Origin of the sequence: Actinacidiphila yeochonensis CN732, assembly GCF_000745345.1 — a bacterium.
Taxonomy (GTDB): domain Bacteria; phylum Actinomycetota; class Actinomycetes; order Streptomycetales; family Streptomycetaceae; genus Actinacidiphila; species Actinacidiphila yeochonensis.
The window spans coordinates 1,456,312-1,478,467 of the sequence record NZ_JQNR01000005.1 but is presented as its reverse complement, the minus strand read 5'-3'; the positions used below and the strand labels follow the sequence as shown (position 1 = coordinate 1,478,467).

The following is a 22,156-nucleotide window of genomic DNA, read 5'->3' as shown; positions in this document are numbered from 1 at the left end:
ACGTCGGTGCCCGCCGCCCCACGGGCGTCGGTGTCACTGCGGTAGGCGCATCAGCGCCGGGGGCGGGCGCGGTGCCCGCCGCCGCTCAGGCGCGCGGCGGAACCGCGCACGCGCCGTCGGCGCAGGAGGCGTCGTCGCCGTCCGCGGCCGCCTCCGGGGCGCCGGCCGCCGCGGTCTCCCGGCCCACCTGCTCCAGGGCCTGGAGGAAGACCGAGGTCTCCTGCCCGCCCTGGACGGCCCACTTGCCCTCGAAGACGAACGTGGGCACCGCGCTGATCCCCAGCTCGTGCGCCTCGTCGAGGTCGGCGCGGACCTCCTCGGTGAGGGCGTCGCCGGCGAGGAAGGCGGTGACGGCGGCCCGGTCCAGGCCGGCGGCCTCGGCGGCGTCCGCGAGCTGCTCGGTGTCGCCGATGTCCAGCCCCTCGGCGAAGTGCCCGCGCATCAGCTCGCCCTTGAGCCGCACCTGGGCGGCGGCACCGTGCTCGTCCAGGGCGAAGCGCAGCAGCCGGTGGGCGAGCAGCGAGTTGTTCTCCACGACGGTGTCGAAGTCGAAGGCCAGGCCCTCGGCGGCGCCCAGCTGCGTCAGCCGGTCGTCCATGGCGGCGGCCTGCTGCCCGAACTTGGCGGCCAGCGCCTCGCGGTGCGGCCGCGGCTCCAGCGGCGCGGTCGGGTCGAGCTGGAACGGCCGGTAGACCACCTCGACCGCCTCGGCCTGCGGGAACGCGGACAGCGCCCGCTCGAAGCGCGCCTTGCCCACGTAGCACCACGGGCACGCTATGTCGCTGTAGATCTCAACTTTCACGGTGTGCTGCCTCGCTCCTGGTCGCGCCGGCGGTCGCGCCGACTGGTCGGTCCCCCGCCCGGCACGGCTCCGCGGCCCCCGAGCTACCCGGTTGAACCTTCGATCGTTCTGCCGTTCGGAGGCGCAACGCCCAAGGCCGTTGCGGTATTCCCCCTCCGGGCCCCCGATTCCCGGCCGCCGGCCGAGGCACGGACTCCGCGCGGCCCGCGAATCGCCACGTGCGCGGCGGACAGCGCGCAGAGGCGTGCGGGGAAGCAGGACACACGGGCGGGGCTACGCGGGGGCGCCTCCGGCCGCCGGGCGGCCACCGGGGCCGGCGCGGTTCCCGTCCCGCTCCTCGTACGCCTCGGCCAGCTCCGTGACCAGCCGCACCGCCGCCTCCCAGTCCAGGGCGGCGCCCACGGCCCGCTCCCGCTCGACCTCCGCCACGGACAGCGCGGCGACCGCGGCCTCCCGCACCGCCCGGTCCGCCTCCTGCTCCGGCCGGCTGCGCGGCAGCGGCCCGCGCAGCGTGTCGGCGGCCCCCGCCAACCGCATCGCGCCGCCCGGGTCGCCCAGCTCGACCAGCAGCTCCGCCGCCGTGTCCAGCTGCGCGGCCGCGACGGCCTCGGTGCAGTGGACGTCGAAGGCCATCCGAACCGCCGACACCGCCACCGCCAGCGCCGCCACCCGGTCGCCCTCGGCGGCCGTCAGCCGGGCGTCCAGACCACGCAGCATCACGTGGAACATGGGCGGCGGCGTCCCGTCGGCGACGTGCCCGACGGCCAGTCCGTACAGCCGCCGCGCCGCCACCAGGTCGCCCCGCCGCAGCCGCAGCAGCGCCGACAGGAAGCGCAGGTACGTCCGCACGTCCGGGACCGCGTACCGCTCGGCCGCGTCGTCGGCCCGGACCAGCAGCCGCTCGGCCTCGGTGTCGTCGCCCTCCCGGTGCGCCAGTTCGGCCATCCGGCCCAGTACGAAGGCGCCCTCGCTGAACGCGCCCAGCTCCTGGCCCAGCCGGTAGGAGCGCTCCAGGTGGCCGCGGGCCTCGGCGTAGCGGCCGCGCGCGACGTCGATCTCGGCGCGGGCGCCGTGCAGCTGGCTGAGAATCCAGCGGTCGCCGAGCCGGCCGCTGAGCTCCTGGAGCTCCGCCCAGTCCTCCTCCGTGCTGTCCAGGCCGCCGGGCGAGTCGACCGCGACGTGCACCCGGAACATCAGCGCCACCGCCAGCTCCCACTCCCCGCCGTACTCGCGGCAGCAGGCGACCGTCAGGTCGGTCAGCCCGCGGATCGCGGCGGGGGCCGAGCCGGCGCTCAGATAGGCGGTGAACGGCCACATCAACCCGGGGAAGCGGGCCGCCCGCGGGCCCGCACTCCGGTAGGCGGCGCTCAGCCGGTCCGCGGTCTCCGCCGCCTCCGAGGTCGTCCACCTCTCCTCGTCGGAGGTCTCGTTGCTGACGAAGAACAGCAGCAGGAGCAGGTCGAGCCGCTGCCAGTACAAGGGGTGGCCCGGCCGCTCCCACGGCTGGAGCCCGGCCATGCCGCTCACCCGGGCCATCCACCCGGCGGCCTCGTCGCGGTAGCCGCGCAGCCACCAGAACCAGCCCATCGCCAGCGCCACGGCGAGCGCGTCGTCCTCGGCGCCGTCGTCCACCGCGCGCTGGAGGACGGCCCGGACGTTGTCCAGCTCCGCCTCCAGCACGGCGAACCAGCGCAACTGGTCGGCGCCGCGCAGCCCCGGGTCCACCGTGCCGGTCAGCTCGCGGACGTACGCGGTGTGCCGGGCCGCGGCCGCCGCGCGCTGCTCGGGCCGTTCGGCGGCGCGTCCGGCCGCGTACTCGTGGATGGTCTCCAGCATCCGGTAGCGGGTACCGCCGGCCCGATCGTGGACGGCCACCACCAGCGACTTGTCCACCAGCTGCACCACCGTGTCCAGCGCCTCGGGCCCGCACACCGCCTCGGCCCCGGCCAGCGTGCAGCCGCCGGCGAAGACGCTGAGCGCCCGCAGCGTGCGGCGCTCCGGCTCGTCCAGCAGGTCCCAGCTCCAGTCGACGACCGCCCGCAGCGTCTGCTGGCGCGGCAGCAGGGTGCGGCTGCCACCGGTGAGCAGCCGGAAGCGGTCGTCCAGCCGGTCGGCGATCTGGCGCGGCGACAGCGCCCGCAGCCGCGCCGCGGCCAGCTCGATGGCCAGCGGCAGCCCGTCCAGGCGGCGGCAGATCTCCCGGACGGCCGCCGCCTCGTCGTCGGTGTCGGCGTCGTGGCCGCCGGCGTCCACGCCGGAGCCCGTGGCCGGGTCTGCCGGGCCTGCCGGGCCTGCCGGGCCGGCGCTTCCCGAGCCCCAGCCCCGGCCCGTTCCGGACGCGTCACCGCGGAGGGCGCCGGGGCGGGCGGTGCGGGCGCGTTCGGCGAAGAGGCGGTAGGCGGTGTCCGGCGGCAGCGGTTCGACCGGGCGGACGACCTCGCCGGGCACCCCCAGCGGCTCCCGGCTGGTGGCCAGCACCGTCATCCGGGGGCAGCGCGCCAGCAGCTCCGCGGCGAGCTGGGCGGCGGGGGCAATCAGGTGCTCGCAGTTGTCGAGGACGAGCAGCAGCGCCCGGTCGGCACAGTGCTCCACCAGCCGCTCCACCGGGTCGTCGGGGTGCGGGTCGGCGGTCAGGCCGTCACGGGACGTGCCGAACACCACGGAGTCGCGCCGGCCGAGCGCGCTCAGCACGGCGTTCGCGATGGCGTCGGGGCTGTCGAGCGGCGCGAGTTCGGCCAGCCACACCCCGTCGGGGAAGGCCCCGGCCATGGTGTCCGCGGCCTCCTGGGCAAGACGGGTCTTGCCCGAGCCGCCGGGGCCGGTGAGCGTGACCAGCCGGGCGGCGGCCATGTCGGAGCGGATCGCGGCCAGGTCGCCCTCCCGGCCGACGAAGCTGGTCAGCCGCGCCCTGATGTTGCCGCGCGGCGCTTCCGGTACGGGCGCCCCGGCTCGGGTACGGGCGGCGCGGGTCGTGGGGGTGGGCCGCGGGGAGGCGGCGGGCCGGTCGTCGGCGGGCGGGACGTCCGGTTGCCGCAGCAGCTCGGCGTGCAGGGCGCGCAACCGCGGGCCCGGATCGGCGCCGAGGGTGTCGGCGAGCACCGTCCGCGCCTGCTCGTAGGCCATCAGCGCGTCGGCCGGACGCCCGGCGTCCCGCAGCGCCGTGATGAGCTGGGCGTGGAACGACTCGTCCAGGGGGTGCTCGGCCGCCGCCTCGCGCAGCGCCGGCAGCAGGGCCGCCGCCCGGCCCAGCCGCAGCTCGGCCTCGAACCGCAGCCGCTGGGCGGACAGCCGCAGCGCCTCCGCGCGTGCCGCCGGGGCCTCCCGCTCGGGCAGATCGGCCAGCGCGGGGCCCCGCCACAGGTCGAGCGCCCGGGTGAGCGTGGCCGCCGCGGCCTCCGCCCGGTCCTCCCGCAGCTCCCGCTCGCCCGCCGCGACGAGGGCCTCGAACGCGAACAGGTCGACCGCCGCACGCGGCACGTCCAGCCGATAGCCGCCGGGCTCCGACCTGACGGCCTCCCGGCCCAGCGCACGGCGCAGCCTGGCCACCAGCGCCTGGAGCGCGCCGAGCGCGTCCGCGGGGGGCTCGCCGCCCCAGACCTCGCCGATCAGGGTGTCCGGCGCCACCGGGCGGCCGGCGTGGGCCGCCAGGACCGTCAGCACGGCGCGGACCCGGGCCCCGCCCAACGGGACGAGGGCACCCGTGTCCGCTCTGGCCTCGGTCACGCCGAGCACGCTGTACCGCACGCCGTCCATTCTCCCCACCGGCCCAGGCCGCCCAGGCCGTCCGGGCGGCCTGGGCCGGTCGATGCGGGCGTCGGCCGCCGAGCGGGCCCGTCCGTCAGTGGCGGCGCCAGTTCGACCCGTCGTCGTCCTCGTCGTGCGGGCCCAGCAGTTCGTCGGCGAGCGACGGCAGGTGGTCCAGCGGAGTCTCCTCCGCCCACGACGGGCGCGGGCGTCCCGGTGCCGCGGGCAGCTCCTGGGTGCGGTCCCCCGCGGCCTGCTCGGGCCGGAACACCCACGACGGGACGCGGTCGGCCGGGTCGTCCTCGCGCGCGGTGCCGGGGCGGCGGGCGGCAGCTCGGCGGTCGTGCCGTTCCCGGAGCCGACCTCGCCGCCGCCGGACGGGGCGGGCGGGTCGGGGACGACGGGCATGACGGTGGTCGTCGTCTCCGAGAACCCGGACGAGGACCCGGACGGGGACCCCGCCGGGGGTGCCCCCGCGCCACGGCCGTCGTCCCCGCTCCGGCCGTCGTCCGGGGCGTCGGAGATCGCGGGCATGACGGTGGTCTCGTCGGAGGGCGAGGACGACGGCGCGGACCCGGACGGCGCGGACGGGCCGGACGGGCCCGCTTCGCTGTCGGTGTCGCGCACCGGAGGCAGCACGGCCGTCTCGTCGTCCGGCGCCGTCCCGGCGTCCGTGGACCGGATGGCGGGCAGCACGGCCGTCTCGTCCGAGGCGGACGGCGGCTCGCCGTCCCGTACGGGCCGCAGCACAGCCGTGTCCTCCGCGTCCGAGCCGGTGGAGCCGGACCCGGACCCGCCGGACCCGGACTCCTCGTCCCCGGGCCGGGGCTCGGCCGGCAGCGCGGGCAGCGTCGTGGTCGTCTCGTCGTCGCTGGACGAGGGGCGGTGCCCACCCTGCCCACGGCGGTCGCTGCCGCCGTCGCCGTCCCGGCCGTCCTCGCCCGCGTCCCGGGGTTCCGCCGCGGCGTTCCGCGCCGCCTCCTCCGCGGCCTGCCGCTCGGCCTCCTCCGCGGCGGCCCGGGCGGCCTCGGCGCGCAGCAGTGCCTCCTCGGCCAGCCGCTGCTTCTCCCGGCGCTTCTCCTCCGCCTCGGCCCGCAGCCGTGCCTGCTCCTCGGCCAGCCGCTTCAACCGCTCCTGCTCGGCGGCGCGCGCGGCCTCCTCGGCCTCGCGGCGGGCCCGCTCCTCGGCCGCCTTGCGGTCGGCCTCCTCCTGGGCGAGGCGCTCGGCCTCGGCCGCCCGCGCGGCCTCGCGCTCGGCGGCCTCGCGCCGGGCGGCCTCCTCCTCGGCCAGCCGCCGCTCCTCGGCCTCCCGCTTGAGGCGTTCGAGCTGCTCCTGGCGCTCCCGGGCCTGCCGTTCCTCCTCGGCCTTGCGCGCGGCCTCCTCGGCCTCGCGGCGGGCCCGCTCCTCGGCCGCCTTGCGCTCCGCCTCGGCGCGCGCCTCGATCTCCTGCTGCGACAGCGGCAGCACGCGGTCGAGCCGGTGCCGGATCACGGTGGTGACCGCCTCCGGGTCCTGGCCCGCGTCCACCACGAGGTAGCGGCTGGGGTCGGCCGCCGCCAGGGTGAGGAAGCCGGCCCGCACCCGCTGGTGGAACTCGGCGGGCTCGGACTCCAGCCGGTCGGGCGCCTCGGTGAAGCGCTCCCGCGCCGTCTCCGGCACGACGTCCAGCAGCACGGTCAGGTGCGGTACGAGGCCGCCGGTGGCCCAGCGGGAGATCCGCGCGATCTCGGTCGGCGCCAGGTCCCGGCCGGCGCCCTGGTAGGCGACGGAGGAGTCGATGTAGCGGTCGGAGATCACCACGGCGCCGCGCTCCAGGGCCGGCCGCACCACGGTGTCCACGTGTTCGGCGCGGTCGGCCGCGTACAGCAGCGCCTCCGCGCGGTGGGACAGGCCCGTCGAGGCGACGTCCAGCAGGATCGAGCGCAGCCGCTTGCCGACGGCGGTGGCGCCCGGCTCGCGGGTGACCACGACCTCGTGGCCCTTGGCCCTGATCCACGCGGCGAGCGCGTCGACCTGGGTGGACTTGCCGGCCCCGTCGCCGCCCTCGACGGCGATGAAGAAGCCGTCCGCCGCCGGCGCCGTCGCGGGCTCGCCGCCGAGCACGGCCTCCCGCAGGTCGCGGCGCAGGGGCACGCCCTCGCGGTCGTCCGCCTTGCCCAGCAGCAGCGCGGCGACCGGGAGCAGCAGCGCGCCGGCGAGCATCAGCGTGTAGGCGGCGCCGCTGTGGTCGAAGGTGAAGCGGCCGTCCTGGATGCGGTGCGGGCCGATCGCCGCGGCCACCAGCGGGCCGACGACCGCGGCGGCCGCCAGCACCGCCAGCACCACGGCGTGCAGGTGCTCGGTGGTGCGGGCGCGGCGGGTCTCCTCGGCCTCCTGCTCGACCAGCGTGTGTCCGGTGTTGGCCGCCACCCCGGCGGCGGTACCGGCCAGCAGCGACAGCAGCAGCACCGTGGCCTGGTCGGGGACGATGCCGGTGAGCAGCAGCGCGACGCCCGTGACGGCGACCGCGACGGCCAGCAGCCGGCGCCGGGACAGGCCCGGCAGGATGCGCGGCCCGACCCGGATGCCGACGACGGTCCCGGCGGTCAGCGCGAGCACCAGCAGCCCGAATCCGGTCGGCCCGAAGCCCAGCGCGACGGCGTGCAGCACCGAGACGGCAACGGCCACCGCGATCGCTCCGGCCACCGCGGCGGTGGCCGGCACCAGCACCGACAGCCCGCCGGTCCGGCCGCGCTCGGCGCCGGCCGGGCCCTTGGGCAGCCGCAGCCCCTGGAGCGGGGAGTGCGCCGGGACGGCGTCGGCGGACGGCAGCTCCAGCAGGTAGAGCACGGCGGCCGAGGACGAGAAGAGGCCGGCCGCCACGTACGAGGAGAGCGCCACCTGGTGCAGGTGGAACCAGTCCGCGCCGACGGCGATCAGCGTGTTGACGAGGGTGGTGACCACCATCGCGGCGGCGGCCAGCGGCAGCGCCACGAACCCGGTGCGCAGGTCGAGGCGGCGCAGCGTGGCCAGGTGGTCGGGGGCGGGCCGTACGGAGGTGTCGCCGGGGTCGGGCAGCAGCGCGGGCGCCGCCCCGTCCTTGGCGATCGTCCACAGCCGTTCGGCGAGCCCGGCGGCCAGTGCGGTCGCCAGCAGCCAGATGTAGGCCGAGTCGCGGGTCCAGGTGATCCACAGCGGCGCGACGATGAAGAGGGCCAGCCGGACGACGTCCGCGCCGATCATCGTCCAGCGCCGGTCGAGCGGTCCGCTCCGCGCGGTGAGCGCGGACAGCGGGCCCAGCAGGACCACGCCGAACAGCACCCCCGCCACCACGCGGGCCGCCATCAGCGCGGCGACGGCCAGCGCGACCCCCCGGTAGCCGCCGCCGAACGGCTGGGCGGCCACCGCGGCCTGCACGGTGAGGACCAGCAGGACCAGCAGGCCCAGCCGATCGGCGATGGCGCCGGTCAGGTGGGCGCCCCACAGCCGGCGCAGCGCCGGAATCTTCAGCAGCGCGCCCACCGCCCGCTCGCGCGAGTCCGCCGAGAGGTCGGCGGCGAACGTGTCGGTGACGTCCGCGGGCGGCGTCGGCTGCTCGGATCGCGTCATCCTGACAGCCTATCCGGACACGCGAAACGGAATCCCGTCGCCCGAACAAACGATCTGGGTTCTCCCGCGCCGCAGGCCGTCGTGCCCGCGCGCGGCCTCGGTCCCAGGGGGCGCGGCGTCCCCCCTGCGTCCCCCCTGCGTCCCCTCCTGCATCCCTCCGCGTCCTCTTGGCGGACCGGCGGACCTGCTGGCCGAGGGGGTGCCGCCACTCGGCCGCCGCTCAGGCCCGTTCAGGTCCGGCCAGGCCCCCCACCTGCGCGGAGTGGCCTCCGAACCGCCGCCTCCGGCCCCGGCCGGTGGGACGGCGGCGTGGCGGAGACGTGCGGGCGCCGTCGGCCCGGAGGCCGGTGGCGGTGGTCAGCCGACGGGCCGGCCACCTCAGCCGCCTCGGCCGACTCGTCCCCTCCCGTCGCTGAACCCGTCGCCGGACCCGTCGGTGAACCGGTCAGCCGATCGGCTGGCCGGGCGACCGATCGGCCGGATCACTCGGCCGGGGAGTCGGGCGTCTTCTTCGCGGCGGTCTTCTTCGCGGCCGTCCTGGTGGTGCTCTTCTTCGCGGTGGTCTTGGCGGCCGCCGTCTTCGTCGCCGTGGCCTTGGCCGCCGTGGTCTTCGCCGCCGTCTTCTTCGCGGCTGCCTTCTTGGCCGGCGCCTTCTTCGCGGTCTTCTTCACCGGGCCGCGGGCGCGCTTCTCGGCCAGCAGCTCGTAGCCGCGCTCCGGCGTGATCGTCTCGACGTCGTCGTCGCGGCGCAGCGTCGCGTTGGTCTCGCCGTCGGTGACGTAGGGGCCGAACCGTCCGTCCTTGACGACGACGGGCCGCTCGCTGACCGGGTCGGTGCCCAGCTCCTTCAGCGGCGGCTTGGCCGCGGCCCGGCCGCGCACCTTGGGCTGGGCGTAGATCGTCAGGGCCTGTTCGAGGGTGACGGTGAACAGCTGCTCCTCGCTCTCCAGGGAGCGCGAGTCGGTGCCCTTCTTCAGGTAGGGCCCGTAGCGGCCGTTCTGCGCGGTGATCTCGACGCCCTCGGCGTCGGCACCGACCACCCGCGGCAGCGACATCAGGCGCAGCGCCTCGTCCAGGGTGACCGTGTCCAGGGACATCGACTTGAAGAGCGAGGCCGTGCGCGGCTTCACCGCGTTCTTGCCGGTCTTCGGGGTGTCCTCGGGCAGCACCTCGGTGACGTACGGGCCGTACCGTCCGTCCTTCGCGACGATCTCCCGCCCGGTCTCCGGGTCGGTGCCGAGCGTGAACTCGCCCTTGGGCTTGGCGAAGAGCTCCTCGGCGAGCTCGACGTTCATCTCGTCCGGGGGCAGGTCCTCGGGCACGTCGGCCCGCTGGTGGTCCTCCTCGCCCTTCTCGCCGCGCTCGACGTAGGGGCCGTAGCGGCCGACCCGCAGCATGACGCCGTCGCCGACCGGGAAGGACGAGATCTCCCGGGCGTCGATCGCGCCGAGGTCCTCCACCAGCTCCTTCAGCCCGCCGAGGTGGTCGCCCTCGCCGCCGGGGGTGGCCTGGCCGGCGGCGCCCGCGCTCTGCCCCGTGCCGTCGTCCAGGCCGAAGTAGAAGCGGCGCAGCCACGGCACCGGCTGGGCCTCGCCGCGGGCGATGCGGTCGAGGTCGTCCTCCATGGACGCGGTGAAGTCGTAGTCCACCAGCCGCCCGAAGTGCTTCTCCAGCAGGTTGACCACAGCGAAGGAGAGGAAGGACGGGACGAGCGCGGTGCCCTTCTTGAAGACGTATCCGCGGTCGAGGATGGTGCCGATGATCGACGCGTACGTCGACGGGCGGCCGATCTCGCGGTCCTCCAGCTCCTTGACCAGGCTCGCCTCGGTGTAGCGGGCGGGCGGCTTGGTGGAGTGGCCGTCGGCGGTGATCGAGTCGGCGGTCAGCGGGTCGCCCTCGGCCACCTGCGGCAGCCGGCGCTCGCGGTCGTCCAGCTCGGCGTTCGGGTCGTCGGCGCCCTCGACGTACGCCTTGAGGAAGCCGTGGAAGGTGATGATCTTGCCGGAGGCGGAGAACTCGGTGTCGCGGCCGTCGGAGGCGGCGCCGCCGACCCGGACGGTGACGGACTGGCCGACCGCGTCCTTCATCTGCGAGGCCACGGTCCGCATCCAGATCAGCTCGTAGAGCCGGAACTGGTCGCCGACCAGGCCGGTCTCCGCGGGGGTCCGGAAGGAGTCGCCGGAGGGGCGGATCGCCTCGTGCGCCTCCTGGGCGTTCTTCACCTTGCCGGTGTAGGTGCGCGGCCGGTCCGGCAGGTAGTCGGCGCCGTAGAGCTGCGTCACCTGGGCGCGGGCGGCGTTCACCGCGGTGTCCGACAGCGTGGTGGAGTCGGTACGCATGTAGGTGATGAAGCCATTCTCGTACAGCTTCTGCGCGACCTGCATGGTGGCCTTGGCACCGAACCCGAGCTTGCGGGACGCCTCCTGCTGGAGGGTGGTGGTGCGGAAGGGCGCGTACGGGGAGCGGCGGTACGGCTTGGACTCCACCGAGCGGACGGCGAACCGGGTGTCGGCGAGGGCGGCGGCGAGCGCCCGCGCGGCCGACTCGTCCAGTTGGAGGACCTCGGAGCCCTGCTTGAGCGCGCCGGTGGACGGGTCGAAGTCGCGGCCCTGGGCGACACGGCGTCCGCCGACGGAGACGAGCCGGGCGCCGAAGGTGCCCGGGTCGACCGCGTCGCCGGTCCGACCGGTGTTGAAGGCGCCGGTCAGGTCCCAGTAGGAGGAGGTGTGGAAGGCGATGCGCTCGCGCTCGCGCTCCACGACCAGACGGGTGGCCACCGACTGGACACGGCCCGCCGACAGCTGCGGCTTGACCTTCTTCCACAGCACCGGGGAGACCTCGTAGCCGTAGAGCCGGTCGAGGATGCGGCGGGTCTCCTGGGCGTCCACCAACCGCTGGTTCAGCTCGCGCGGATTGCGGACGGCGGCCTGGATCGCGTCCTTGGTGATCTCGTGGAACACCATCCGGTGAACCGGCACCTTGGGCTTGAGGATTTCCTGCAAATGCCAGGCAATGGCCTCGCCCTCGCGGTCCTCGTCAGTGGCCAGGAAAAGCTCGTCGGAGTCCTTCAGCAGATCCTTGAGCTTCTTGACCTGAGCCTTCTTGTCGGCGTTGACGACATAGATGGGCTGGAAGTCGCTGTCCACGTTGACGCCGAGCCGCGCCCAGGGCTGGCCCTTGTACTCCGCAGGCACCTCGGCCGCCCCGTTGGGGAGGTCGCGGATGTGCCCGACGCTGGCCTCGACGACGTATCCAGGGCCGAGGTACCCCTTGATCGTCTTCGCCTTGGCAGGCGACTCGACGATGACGAGTCGGCGGCCGCCCTGTGCGGTGTCGCGGGTCGGGGACAACTTCGCTCTTCTCTCCGGTTCGAAGGGGTGTCGCTGCGGAGTGTGACCGTACCTCCTGGGCCCGTGTCAAACGGGAAAAGTCCACAACGCCACTCGAACGGTAACCCGATGTACGTTCTATCCACACCGGCGGGGGTCCTCAAGAAGGCTACGTCCACCTCCCTGGTCGTGCCCGCGAACTGGGGCTCCGGCCGGCCTCCACGATGGCCGGAGGCACGACGCGCGCCGCCGCGGGAGCCCGCCTGTTCCGGGCATTCTCCGGACGTCTTCCAGGTGGCGGCCGACCCGCGGCGCGCGGGACCGGCGGTCTGGGTCGAGCGCCCGGCGTGTCCTGGTCCCCGGTCGCTTCTCAACGGTACGGCGTTTCCCGCTCTGCTGCCGTGTCCGCTGTTGCCCTGTCCGCGGTGGGCGGGGGCGGGGTGAGCACGGGGAGCGGGGGCGAGGGCGAGGGCGGGGCGGCAGGCGCGACCGGCCCCGGTGGCGGGGGCGTGCCTCGGGCGAGGAACGGCGGCGAGGGGGCGCGAGCGCGGGACGAGGCTACGGGCCGCCGCTGCCCGGGGCTCGCCGCGGGTGGGGGTCGGACCCGCGCCCGGTCTTTGCCCGTCCCGAGGGGGACGTGGCTGCTCCGGTCCTGCGAGTATGTCGGCCACACCGCGTGTGCCGGTCCGGTCAGACCCGCCCGGGAACCCCGTACCGTCCGCGCCCTCCGTACCGTCCGTACCGTCCGATCCGCCAGGGGGGCCCATGTCCGACCAGAATCCGTACGGCCAGAATCCGTACGACAAGCAGCCTCCGGCATACGGCTACCCGCCGGCGGACGGCCAGCCCCAGCAGGGCCCGGGCTACCCGCCGGCTGGCGGCCAGCCGGGCTACCCGCCTCCGGGATCGGGCTACCCGCCTCCGGGGCCGGGCTACCCGCCCCCGGGGCCCGGCTACCCGCCGCCCGGTGGCCAGCCGGGGTACGGGTATCCGCAGCAGGGCGCGCCGGGCTACCAGGGCTATGCGGGTTACCCGACGCCGGGCGGCTACCCGCCGGACGCGAACGCGCCGTACGGCTACGACCCGCTGGGGCGGCCGTACTCGGAGAAGTCGAAGGTGACGGCGGGCGTCCTCCAGCTCTTCCTCGGCGGCTTCGGCGTCGGCCGCTTCTACACCGGCCACACCGGCATGGGGCTGGCCCAGCTGTTCACCTGCGGCGGCTGCGGGATCTGGGCGCTCGTCGACGCGATCATGCTGCTGGTCAGCAACGACCAGACGGACGCCCAGGGACGGGTCCTGCGTGGCTGAACCGTCCGACGCGCAAGCCGCGGCCGCGCGCGCGTCCGCGGCGGGCAGGACAGGCCGGCGACCCGCTCCGGCCCCGGACGGCTGGGCGGCGCCGGGCACCGTGGACCGGCCGGCCGGGCAGAAGGCGTCCTCGGAGCAGCGGGTACCCCCGGGTGAGGAAGCCCAGGTCCAGGAAGCGGCGCCGGGTCCGGCTTCGACTTGGGCCCCGTCGTCCGCCCCGTCGTCGGCACCGTCCTCGGCTCCGTCCTCGGCTCCCTCCTCGGCTCCGGCACAGGCGCCCGCCCCGGAACGGACGGCGGAGCCGATCCGGCACCAGCGTACGGAGCCGGGCACACGCCGCCCTGTCCTGAGCCCGGGCAGCCCCGCCTACGAGCCCGGTGTCCGCCCGGACACCCCGTACCCGTCCTGGGGGCCGACGGGATGGCCGCCTCCGGGACAGCCGTCGGCGCTCGGCGGTGTCGGCCCGGCCGGCGGCGCGCGCCGGCGGCTTCCCGCGTGGGCACGGCACCCCTCGACCACCCGGGTGGCCACCCTGGCGGCCGGGGCCGCGGCGTGCGCGTACCTCTACCGCACCGATCCGCACCAGAGCGGCCACTGGCTGCCGCGCTGCCCCTTCAACTGGCTGACCGGACTGCTCTGCCCGGCCTGCGGCGGCACCCGGCTGGTCTACGACCTGCTGCACGGCGACCCGGTGCGCGCCTTCCACGAGAACGCACTGATGTTCGTGGTCTCGCCGGCCGCCCTGTGGGCCTTCGGGCGCTGGGTGGTGGAGGGGCTGCGCGGTCGCGACTGGCGGCCGGTGCTCAGCACCCGGGCGCAGTACGCGCTCATGGCCGTCGCCGTGGCCTGGACGGTGCTCCGCAACCTGCGCTGACCGTCCGACGCCTCGGCCGGACGGGCATCGCCCGGCCAGGCGGACCGCGTACCCGCCTCCCCTCGGCCGGGAGGTTCCCCCGGCCAAGCGGCGCCGACCGGGACCGCTCGGCCAGGACGGCTCACCGGAACCGGACCGCTCAGCCCGCGACCGGGGTGAGGAAGCCCTGCTCCACGAGGAGCCGTATCGACTCCGGCGTGCGGTCCCGCAGCACCACGGGGTCCTCTCCTAGGAGTTGGGCGATGGCGTCGACGATGCGGCCGGCCGGCAGGGTGCCGTCGCACACCCCAGCGAACCCGGCGCCCACCGTGTCGACCTTGGTGGCGCGCCGCATGCCCCGGGCGGAGCGCAGCACGACGTGCTCCGGGTCCTCCGCACCGGGCAGCCCCACCTGCTCCTGCACCACGTCGGGCGCGAGGGTGAAGCGGGCGTCGAGCAGCGCGGCGTCGTCGTGCCGGCGCAGGAAGTCCTGGCGGGCGAACCAGTCCGCGATGTGCCCGCCGAGCGGCTGCTCCACCGGGTGCGGCCACTCCTCCGCGGTGACCGACGGGCGATCGGCACCCGAGCGGCGCAGGGTGATCCACCCGAAGCCGACACCGCTGACCTTGTTCCGCTCGAACTCCTCCAGCCACGCGTCATAGCGCGCCGCGTACGCCACCGGGTCGGTCCGGTGGTCGCCGCCGTCCCGCAGCCACAGCTCGGCGTACTGCGCGACGTCCTGCACCTCGCGCTGGACGATCCAGGCGTCGCAGCCGGCGGGCAGCCAGGAGGTGACACGCTCACGCCAGTCCTGGCCCTCCGTGTGCTGCCAGTTGGCCAGGAGCTGGCACCAGCCGCCCTCCGCCAGATGGTCGGCACTCTCCCTGACCAGGGCACGGCACAGGTCGTCCCCCGCCATCCCGCCGTCGCGGTAGGTGAACCGGCCTCGTGGGGAGATCACGAAGGGCGGGTTGGAGACGATCAGGTCGTACCGCTCCTCCCCCACCGGCTCGAAGAGGCTGCCCTGCCGCAGGTCGGCCGCGGGCACGCCGGACAGGGCGAGGGTGAGCCGGGCCATGCGCAGGGCGCGCGGGTTCACGTCGGTGGCGGTGACCCGGGTCGCGTGCCGGGAGGCGTGCAGGGCCTGGACGCCCGAGCCGGTGCCCAGGTCCAGCGCGCGTTCGAAGGGCTCGCGGACGGTGAGTCCGGCGAGTGTGGTGGAGGCGCCGCCCACGCCGAGCACCAGATCGGCGCGGTCCACGCCGGAGCCGTCGCCGATGCCCCCGGCACCGCCCACCGCGCAGCCCAGGTCGGAGACGATCCACCAGTCCTCGCCGTCGTCGCCGGCGTAGGGGCGGACGTCCACGGTGGCGCGCAGGTCCTCCCCGTCGGCGACCAGCCAGCCGTCGGCCTCGTACCGCCGGAGGCCGCTGAGCACGGCGGCGGCCTCGGCGCGGGGGACGGCCCGCTGCAGCAGGAAGAGCCTGACCAGGGCGGCGAGCGCGCCGCCGTCCCGGGTGGCGCGCAGGGCCGGGATGGTCTCGGCGCGGGAGAGCGCGGACCACGCGACCGGCCCGAGCAGTTCCAGGCAGCCGTCGGCGGTGAAGCCGGCCGCGAGGAGGTCGTCGCGGAGCGCCTCCGCGCTGCCGGGCTCGGGCAGCCGGGGGCCGGGGCCGCCCGCGGGCGGGTTGGGATAGCTGGAGTCGCTCACAGCGTCCATTGTCCCGGACGCGGGCCCGGCCTGGGCGGGTGGGCGCACAGCCTGTGGACAACGCCCACCCGGGAGGCCGGACCTGTGGACAACCGCGACCGGGGCACGGTCGACTGTGCTATGACGCGCTGGGGGTGGCCGTCACCGTGCCGCCGGACACCTGCTGGCACCCGGGCTGCCTGGCGAGTGCCGCGCCCGTTTCGCCCTTGCGCACGGTGCTGAGGGACGCCTGGACGCTGGCGGTGGTCTTGTCGAGAGAGGTGGACACCTTCCGCAGTCCGGCGGCGAAGGCGGCCTGGTCGCTGCTGTCCAGGCCGTCGACCTGCTTCTTCAGATCGGCGTACTGGGTGGACAGGCCGTTGAAGACGTGCACGGCGTTCTGCTGGAACTGGGCTCCGTCGTCACCGCCTGGCGCTGCGCCGGCCTTGCTGAAGATCGTCGCCACCTGGGCGTAGGCGTCGGAGATGGTCTGGAAGGCGTTCGCGTCGGCCTTCTTCACGTCGGCCGGCTGGCCGCCGCTGTCGACGCCGCTCAACGTGTTGTTGGCGTCGTCGATCTTCCTGAGCTGCGCCGCGGCCTGGTCGCAGACGCCCTTGGCCCACGCGTCGCGCTTCTTTCCGGTGTCGTCGCCGCATCCCGTGACGAGGAGCAGCACGGCCGCGGCACCGGACAGCGCGGCCAGGAGCTTCTTGTTCAGCTTCACCGGTTGGTCCCTTCCGTGGCCTTACCGCCCGGCAACTTACACGCCCGGACCACGGGGGCCGCACCCCGACGATCACTATCGCCCTATTTCCTTCTTTTCCTACCGGTTTTTCACGCCTGTGCGGGATACCCGTATTGGGAAACGGAGTGGAGGCGTACCGAAGTGGTGTCGGCCGCGCCCCGGAACAGCGTCGGCTTCCGGGCAGGGGGGCGAACGCGCGAGGACACCTCGCGCGCAAGGTTGCGTCACGAGGTTTCCTCGACAGGGGAACCGACGGTCAGCCCGGCTCGACCAGCACCGGGACCGGCCGCCGGACGGCCGGCCGCCGCACCCGTCACAAAGCGGCGGCCGGGGACGCCCAGGGGTTCAGAGCGTGACGGTCGGCCAGGTCATGCGGATCACGCCGCCGTGCTCGCCGTCGATCACCTGGACGTCGTCGACGAGCCCGCTGATGACAGCCAGGCCCATCTCGCCCTCGTCCTCACCGCCCGCGGTGTCGTCGGCGTCCGGCCCGGTGCTGCCGGAAGCGGCTCCGGGCACCTCGTCGACGACCTCGATGGAGAACTTCTTCTCCTCCTCGGTCAGCAGTACCCGCACCGGCTGCTCGACGCCGTTGGTGCGGTGCAGGCCCACCGCCCTGCTGCACGCCTCACCCACCGCCAGCCGGACCTCGTCCAGCGAGGCCTCCTCCACCCCCGCTCGTCGCGCCACCTGAGCCGCGACGAGCCGTGCGGTGCGCACATGCTCCGGCTGGGCGCTGAAGAGCAGCTCAACGGTGGGCATGGGTGCCTTTCCCTCCGGTCCTGTAAGTGGGCATCACAGGGGCCCGGACGGTGGTCCGCCCGGTGCCCCTCCCGGCGACGGTCAGTCGGTCGCCGCGACAGCCTCGTCAACCGAGGTGTGGATGGGGAACACCTTGGTCAGACCGGTGATACGGAAAATCTTGAGGATGCGCTCCTGGTTGCACACCAGACGGAGAGATCCCTCGTGGGCACGCACCCGCTTGAGGCCGCCGACCAGCACGCCCAAGCCGGTGGAGTCCAGGAAGTCCACTCCCTCCATGTCCACGACCAGGTGGTAACTCCCGTCGTTCACGAGCTCCACCAGCTGCTCGCGCAGCTTGGGGGCTGTGTACACATCAATCTCGCCGCCGACCTCGACGATCGTCCGATCGCCGACGGTTCGGGTCGACAGGGACAGGTCCACGGATCTTCCTCCAGCACCTTGCATCGACGCGGCGCCCCCCTGGGGCCTCCACCGAACGGTAGCGGTAGCGGAGTCCTCCCCGTCCGAACGGCGAGGAAGGAGATCAGCCGCGATGGCATTCAATCACTTCGTGGTGCGACCGCACGACGCTTACTGCATTTGTCCGTCACGCCGGTGACACACTGAGTGCCGATGGCCCAGGATCAGTCTCCGCAGTCGGCGCACGGCCGCCACACCCCCCGGACCGCTTTGGAGCGGCTCGCCGGGGGGCCCGACCGCGCCGCACGCATCACCCATACGGAGCACCTGCCCGCGCGGGTCGGGCGCCATGCAAACTGGCCCGAAGGCGTGCACGTCGAGGTGGTGGCGGCGATCGAGGCGGCCGGTATCCGGCGTCCCTGGCAGCACCAGGCCGTCGCGGTGGGGCACGCGCTGCGCGGCGAGTCGGTGGTCGTGGCCACCGGCACCGCGTCGGGGAAGTCCCTGGCCTACCTGGCGCCGGTGCTCAGCGCGCTGCTGCCGCCGGAGGGCTCGCCGGCCCGGCCGGCCGGGCGCGGCTCCACCGCCCTGTACCTGGCACCGACCAAGGCCCTGGCCGCCGACCAGCGGCGAGCCGTACGGGCGCTGGCCGCTCCGCTGGGCACCGCCGTGCAGGCCGCCGTCTACGACGGGGACACGCCGTTCGAGGAACGCGAGTGGGTGCGCCAGTACGCGAACTACGTGCTGACCAATCCGGACATGCTGCACCGTGGCATCCTTCCCGGGCACGCCCGCTGGGGCTCCTTCCTGCGCGGGCTGCGCTACGTGGTGGTCGACGAGTGCCACAGCTACCGCGGGGTCTTCGGCTCCCACGTCGCCCAGGTGCTGCGGCGGCTGCGGCGGGTGTGCGCCCGCTACGGCGCCGACCCGGTCTTCCTGCTCGCCTCCGCGACCGTGGCCGACCCGGCGCAGGCCGCCTCCCGCCTCACCGGGCTGCCGGTCGCCGAGGTCACGGAGGACGCCTCACCCCGCGGCGAACTGGCCTTCGCCCTGTGGGAGCCGCCGCTGACCGAGCTGTCCGGGGAGCACGGCGCCCCCGTCCGGCGCACCGCCACCGCCGAGTGCGCCGAACTTCTGACCGACCTCGTCACCCAGGGCGTACGGACGGTCTCGTTCGTCCGCTCCCGGCGCGCCGCCGAACTGGTGGCCCTCATCGCCCAGGAACGGCTCGCCGAGGCCGGCGCCGGCCTGTCCGGCCGGGTCGCCGCCTACCGCGGCGGCTACCTGGCGGAGGAACGCCGTGCCCTCGAACGCGACCTGCACTCGGGACGGTTGCTCGGCCTGGCCGCCACCTCCGCGCTGGAGCTGGGCGTGGACGTCTCCGGGCTCGACGCGGTGCTGCTCGCCGGCTATCCGGGCACCCGGGCGTCGCTGTGGCAGCAGGCCGGCCGGGCGGGGCGGGCCGGGCAGGGCGCGCTCGCCGTCCTCGTCGGCCGCGACGACCCGCTGGACACCTACCTCGTCCACCACCCCGAGGCGATCTTCGAACGGCCGGTGGAATCCACCGTCCTGGACCCGGACAACCCCTACGTCCTCGCCCCCCACCTGTGCGCCGCCGCGGCCGAACTGCCGCTCACCGAGGACGACCTCGCCCTCTTCGGCCCCGAGGCGGCCACCCTCGTACCGCAGTTGGAACGGCGCGGGCTGCTGCGCCGCCGGGCCGCCGGGTGGTTCTGGACCCGCCGGGAACGGGCCGCCGACCTCACCGACATCCGGGGGGAGGGCGGCACGCCGGTCCAGGTCGTGGAGGCGTCCACCGGGCGGCTGCTGGGCACCGTGGACGCCTCCGCGGCCCACACGTCCGTCCACGAGGGCGCCGTCCACCTCCACCAGGGCCGCACCTACCTGGTCCGGGAGCTGGACCTGGAGGAGTCCGTGGCCCTCGTCGAACGGGCCGATCCGTCCTACTCCACGATGGCCCGCGACACCACCGAGGTCCGGGTGCTGTCCACCGACACCGAGGAGCCGTGGGGAGAGGCCCGCATCCACTTCGGTTCGGTCGAGGTGACCCACCAAGTGGTCTCCTACCTGCGCCGTCGGCTGATCACCGGCGAGGTCCTGGGCGAGTCCAAGCTGGACCTGCCGCCGCGCACGCTGCGCACCCGCGCCGTGTGGTGGACCGTCACCGACGGGCAGCTGGACGCCGCCCGTATCCACCCCGAGGAGCTGCCCGGCGCCCTGCACGCCGCCGAGCACGCCTCCATCGGGCTGCTGCCGCTCTTCGCCACCTGCGACCGCTGGGACATCGGCGGGGTGTCCGTACCCCTGCACACCGACACCGGTCTGCCCACGGTCTTCGTGTACGACGGCCACCCGGGAGGGGCCGGGTTCGCCGAACGGGCCTTCCGCACGGCCAGGGCCTGGCTGACCGCTACGCGGGAGGCCATCGCGTCCTGCGAGTGCGACTTCGGCTGCCCCTCCTGCGTCCAGTCGCCGAAGTGCGGCAACGGCAACGACCCGCTCGACAAGGCCGCGGCCGTGCGCCTCCTCGACTGCCTCCTGGCCGCCGGGGAGCCCGAAGGCCCCGCCGACGAGTCCGGGGACGCCACTGGCGAGCCCGGGGACGCCGCCGGCTGAGGCACCGGGAGCCGCACCAGGCGGCCCGGCCCGGGACCTCACCCTGGCGCCGCCGACCTCAGCCGCCACCTCGGCCACTTCGCCCACGACGGCGCATCCGCGCAGCGCCGCGCCCTGGGCCGCCGCCACCCTCGCGGCGAGTCCGCAGGCGGTGCGGCCCCCGTCCAGCGCGTGGTCGGCGGCGGCGAGCGCGGCCAGGTCCGCCGCCGCGCCCGCCCGGTGGCGGGCCAGCACGGCTCGCCCCATCAACGCCCCGGCTGCGAAGACCGCGATCAGCACGGCCATCAGCCCGAGCGACCACACCGTCGCCGACCCACGGTCACGTCTCACGGCCCGCCCCCGCTCCTGATCCAGCGGTCCGGACGGAGCCGGCGGACGACCGTCGACCGGCATGCGCCGTCCACGCGGCGAACGGCGCCGCGGCAGAGCCGGAGGGGGCGTCCGCTTCAGGGACCACGGCTCCGCCGGGCACTCCGGCCTCCAGCGTGGCCTCGTCCAGAGCGGCTGCCTCCGCCGTCAAGGTGACGGGGAAACGCGGCCGCGGCACGGTGACCCGCACCCGCACCATCCCCGCCGAACTCCAGACCCGCACCGCCGCCCCCTTCGGCGCGGCGGCCAGGGTGATCCGGAGGACCTCTCCCGGCGCATCCGAGCGGGCGGCCGCCCGGGCCCCGGCCCGGGCGGCGTCCACGCAGCGGATCTGGGCGGCGACGGCCAGCAGTCCCCACATCAGGAGTCCCGCGACCGCCACCAGCGCCGGCACCGCCATCGCCGCCTCCGCCGTCACGTATCCCGCGTCCGGCGCCGCCGGGCGCCGTCGGGCGGCGCCCGGGTCACGACGGCCGGGCGGCGCTCCGGGCGCCCGCTCAGAACGGCGCATTGAGGGCCTTCTCGATCACCGAGGTGAGCGCCGCGCGCACGGGTCCGCTGGTCACGATCTTGTAGAGCACCGCGGCGAAGCCGCAGGCCGCGATGGTGCCCACCGCGTACTCCGCCGTGCTCATCCCCGCCTCGGCCGCCTCCCGGCACCGCCGGGCGCGCCGGGCGATCCACCGCGCCGCACGCCCCCTCCCGACGCCTGGCTCCGGCGCGCGGCTCATCCCGCGCTCCCCTTCCGCCGCACTCTTCCCGACGGAGCCGCTGCGCCCGCCGCATCCGCGCCTCTCGCTGGAGCCGCTTGAGCCGCCGTTCCGGTTCAGCTCGCCGTTCCCGCTCATCTCGTCATTCCTGTCCGTCATCGCGTCCTCCTGTGGGACTTCTCGTATCCGGTGCTGCTTGCTGTCTCTGCCTCTGCCAGGCCGTCGCCGCCCGACGCCCGGCGGCCGCCGCACAGCCGTCCCCCCTGCTGCCACGAGCCGCGCGCGGGCGCCGCCAGGCCGCCCGAAGCGGGGTTGTCCGGCCGCCGCCCGCCCCGTCGGAGCGGGCTGGCCGGGCCGTTGTGCGGCTCTCGCCGCGGCCCTGCCCGGTGTCGGGCAGGGCTGCCGCGCCGCCGATGCGCTGCGCGCCCGGCGCGCCCGTCCTCAACCCATGGCTCCCCCCAGGACCGTGCCGGCCAGCCCGATCACCACGGGTGCCACTCCGACCAGGAGGAAGGCCGGCAGGAAGCACAGCCCGAGCGGCCCTGTGGCCAGAACCGCGGCCTTCCGGGCGCGGCCGAGCGCCTCCCGGGCCTGCCCGGCCCGGGAGTCGGAGGCCAGGCGGGTCATCTCGGCCACGGGCGCCGCCCCCGTGGTGGACGCCCTGGCCAGGCACCGGCCGATCGCCGCCGCGCCGGACAGTTCTCCGAACCGCTTCCAGCACTCCTCCGGCTCACCGCCAAGGCGCAACTCCGCCCGCGTCCGCAGCAGCGCGTCCCCCAACGGACCACCCAGGCAGCCGCCGACCGCACCCGCGGCCTCCCCCGGTGTCGCGCCCGCAGCCAGACACGCGGCCATCAGGTCGGCGCAGAGGGGCAGCCGCGACGGGTCAGGCCGCGCCACATGGTCCGCGGCCGCGGCGGCCTGACGGCGTGCCAGCCACCTCCGTACCGTGACGCCGGTGAACGCTCCGGCCACGACACCGGGCAGGCCGCCCATGAGGACGGCCGCGCCCGCCGCCGCGCCCATGACCAGGAGCCATGGACGCGCCCCGCTCCCCGAGGACACCTTCCGCGGCACGGCTTCACGGGCGCGCCGCGCCCGCCGCCCGCGCACCGATTCGATACCGGTGCGCACCTCGGCCATGATCAGGCAGGCCGCGATCAGTGCCGCCGCCAAGGCGCCCAGCCGGGCCGGGACCGGTTCCGCCATCCCCAGGC

Annotated in this window: 13 protein-coding genes and 2 pseudogenes; 3 read left to right on the top strand and 12 right to left on the bottom strand. The window is 75.4% G+C overall.

Annotated features, from left to right (window positions below):
• Nucleotides 1–85 precede the first annotated feature (85 nt).
• The 4 genes and pseudogenes from BS72_RS18050 to topA form a co-directional block, all read right to left on the bottom strand.
• Nucleotides 86–802: a DsbA family oxidoreductase gene (locus tag BS72_RS18050; RefSeq protein WP_037911843.1), complete on the bottom strand. Its 717-nt coding sequence runs from the start codon at nucleotides 800–802 to the stop codon at nucleotides 86–88.
• Nucleotides 803–1,075: 273 nt separating this feature from the next.
• Nucleotides 1,076–4,555 carry a BTAD domain-containing putative transcriptional regulator gene (locus BS72_RS40160; protein WP_051951221.1) on the bottom strand — a complete coding sequence of 1,160 codons (3,480 nt, stop codon included), beginning with the start codon at nucleotides 4,553–4,555 and terminating at the stop codon, nucleotides 1,076–1,078.
• A gap of 513 nt (nucleotides 4,556–5,068) precedes the next feature.
• A pseudogene (gene tmk, locus BS72_RS40155) lies at nucleotides 5,069–8,134 on the bottom strand (dTMP kinase); the annotation flags it as partial.
• Nucleotides 8,135–8,616: 482 nt separating this feature from the next.
• Nucleotides 8,617–11,484 (bottom strand): type I DNA topoisomerase, encoded by a 2,868-nt coding sequence (gene topA / locus BS72_RS18040; protein ID WP_037911842.1) that lies wholly within the window; start codon nucleotides 11,482–11,484, stop codon nucleotides 8,617–8,619.
• Nucleotides 11,485–12,228: 744 nt separating this feature from the next.
• On the opposite strand from topA, the gene BS72_RS18035 reads away from it, so the two are divergent.
• Both BS72_RS18035 and BS72_RS18030 read left to right on the top strand, forming a co-directional pair.
• Nucleotides 12,229–12,771: a TM2 domain-containing protein gene (locus tag BS72_RS18035; RefSeq protein ID WP_037911839.1), complete on the top strand. Its 543-nt coding sequence runs from the start codon at nucleotides 12,229–12,231 to the stop codon at nucleotides 12,769–12,771.
• A gap of 523 nt (nucleotides 12,772–13,294) precedes the next feature.
• Nucleotides 13,295–13,645 carry a DUF2752 domain-containing protein gene (locus BS72_RS18030; RefSeq protein WP_051951220.1) on the top strand — a complete coding sequence of 117 codons (351 nt, stop codon included), beginning with the start codon at nucleotides 13,295–13,297 and terminating at the stop codon, nucleotides 13,643–13,645.
• Nucleotides 13,646–13,784: 139 nt separating this feature from the next.
• Here the strand turns inward: BS72_RS18030 and BS72_RS18025 are convergent, their stop codons facing one another.
• The 4 genes from BS72_RS18025 to bldG form a co-directional block, all read right to left on the bottom strand.
• Nucleotides 13,785–15,344, bottom strand: coding sequence for a DUF7059 domain-containing protein (locus tag BS72_RS18025; protein WP_107498817.1), 1,560 nt, complete (start codon nucleotides 15,342–15,344; stop codon nucleotides 13,785–13,787).
• A gap of 109 nt (nucleotides 15,345–15,453) precedes the next feature.
• The gene (locus BS72_RS18020) at nucleotides 15,454–16,038 is read right to left on the bottom strand and encodes a small secreted protein (RefSeq protein WP_232792454.1); all 585 of its coding nucleotides are present in this window, start codon (nucleotides 16,036–16,038) and stop codon (nucleotides 15,454–15,456) included.
• 366 nt (nucleotides 16,039–16,404) lie between these two features.
• Entirely contained in the window at nucleotides 16,405–16,821 is a 417-nt protein-coding gene (locus BS72_RS18015; protein ID WP_037911833.1) for an ATP-binding protein, read from the bottom strand.
• An 81-nt stretch (nucleotides 16,822–16,902) separates the two neighbouring features.
• Nucleotides 16,903–17,244 (bottom strand): anti-sigma factor antagonist BldG, encoded by a 342-nt coding sequence (gene bldG, locus BS72_RS18010; RefSeq protein ID WP_031520166.1) that lies wholly within the window; start codon nucleotides 17,242–17,244, stop codon nucleotides 16,903–16,905.
• Nucleotides 17,245–17,436: 192 nt separating this feature from the next.
• Here bldG and BS72_RS18005 point away from each other — a divergent pair, with 192 nt between their 5' ends.
• Nucleotides 17,437–19,860 (top strand): DEAD/DEAH box helicase, encoded by a 2,424-nt coding sequence (locus BS72_RS18005; RefSeq protein ID WP_078901451.1) that lies wholly within the window; start codon nucleotides 17,437–17,439, stop codon nucleotides 19,858–19,860.
• An 87-nt stretch (nucleotides 19,861–19,947) separates the two neighbouring features.
• Here the strand turns inward: BS72_RS18005 and BS72_RS38445 are convergent.
• The 4 genes and pseudogenes from BS72_RS38445 to BS72_RS17990 form a co-directional block, all read right to left on the bottom strand.
• A pseudogene (locus tag BS72_RS38445) lies at nucleotides 19,948–20,145 on the bottom strand (Rv3654c family TadE-like protein); the annotation flags it as partial.
• Nucleotides 20,146–20,179: 34 nt separating this feature from the next.
• On the bottom strand, nucleotides 20,180–20,629 hold the full coding sequence (locus BS72_RS37320) for a TadE family type IV pilus minor pilin (RefSeq protein ID WP_198545920.1): 450 nt from the start codon (nucleotides 20,627–20,629) through the stop codon (nucleotides 20,180–20,182).
• A 97-nt stretch (nucleotides 20,630–20,726) separates the two neighbouring features.
• Entirely contained in the window at nucleotides 20,727–21,098 is a 372-nt protein-coding gene (locus tag BS72_RS39945; RefSeq protein WP_407638981.1) for a DUF4244 domain-containing protein, read from the bottom strand.
• Between the two features lie 282 nt (nucleotides 21,099–21,380).
• Entirely contained in the window at nucleotides 21,381–22,148 is a 768-nt protein-coding gene (locus BS72_RS17990; protein WP_037911830.1) for a type II secretion system F family protein, read from the bottom strand.
• Between the last annotated feature and the right edge of the window lie 8 nt (nucleotides 22,149–22,156).

Excerpts from the sequence above, each read along its gene's own strand:
- BS72_RS40160 (WP_051951221.1), bottom strand. The coding sequence starts at position 4,555 with ATGGACGGCGTGCGGTACAGCGTGCTCGGCGTGACCGAGGCCAGAGCG.
- BS72_RS18015 (WP_037911833.1), bottom strand. The coding sequence starts at position 16,821 with ATGCCCACCGTTGAGCTGCTCTTCAGCGCCCAGCCGGAGCATGTGCGC.
- BS72_RS18035 (WP_037911839.1), top strand. The coding sequence starts at position 12,229 with ATGTCCGACCAGAATCCGTACGGCCAGAATCCGTACGACAAGCAGCCT.
- BS72_RS17990 (WP_037911830.1), bottom strand. The coding sequence starts at position 22,148 with ATGGCGGAACCGGTCCCGGCCCGGCTGGGCGCCTTGGCGGCGGCACTG.
- BS72_RS18025 (WP_107498817.1), bottom strand. The coding sequence starts at position 15,344 with ATGGACGCTGTGAGCGACTCCAGCTATCCCAACCCGCCCGCGGGCGGC.
- BS72_RS39945 (WP_407638981.1), bottom strand. The coding sequence starts at position 21,098 with ATGACGGACAGGAATGACGAGATGAGCGGGAACGGCGAGCTGAACCGG.
- BS72_RS37320 (WP_198545920.1), bottom strand. The coding sequence starts at position 20,629 with ATGGCGGTGCCGGCGCTGGTGGCGGTCGCGGGACTCCTGATGTGGGGA.
- BS72_RS18005 (WP_078901451.1), top strand. The coding sequence starts at position 17,437 with ATGGCCCAGGATCAGTCTCCGCAGTCGGCGCACGGCCGCCACACCCCC.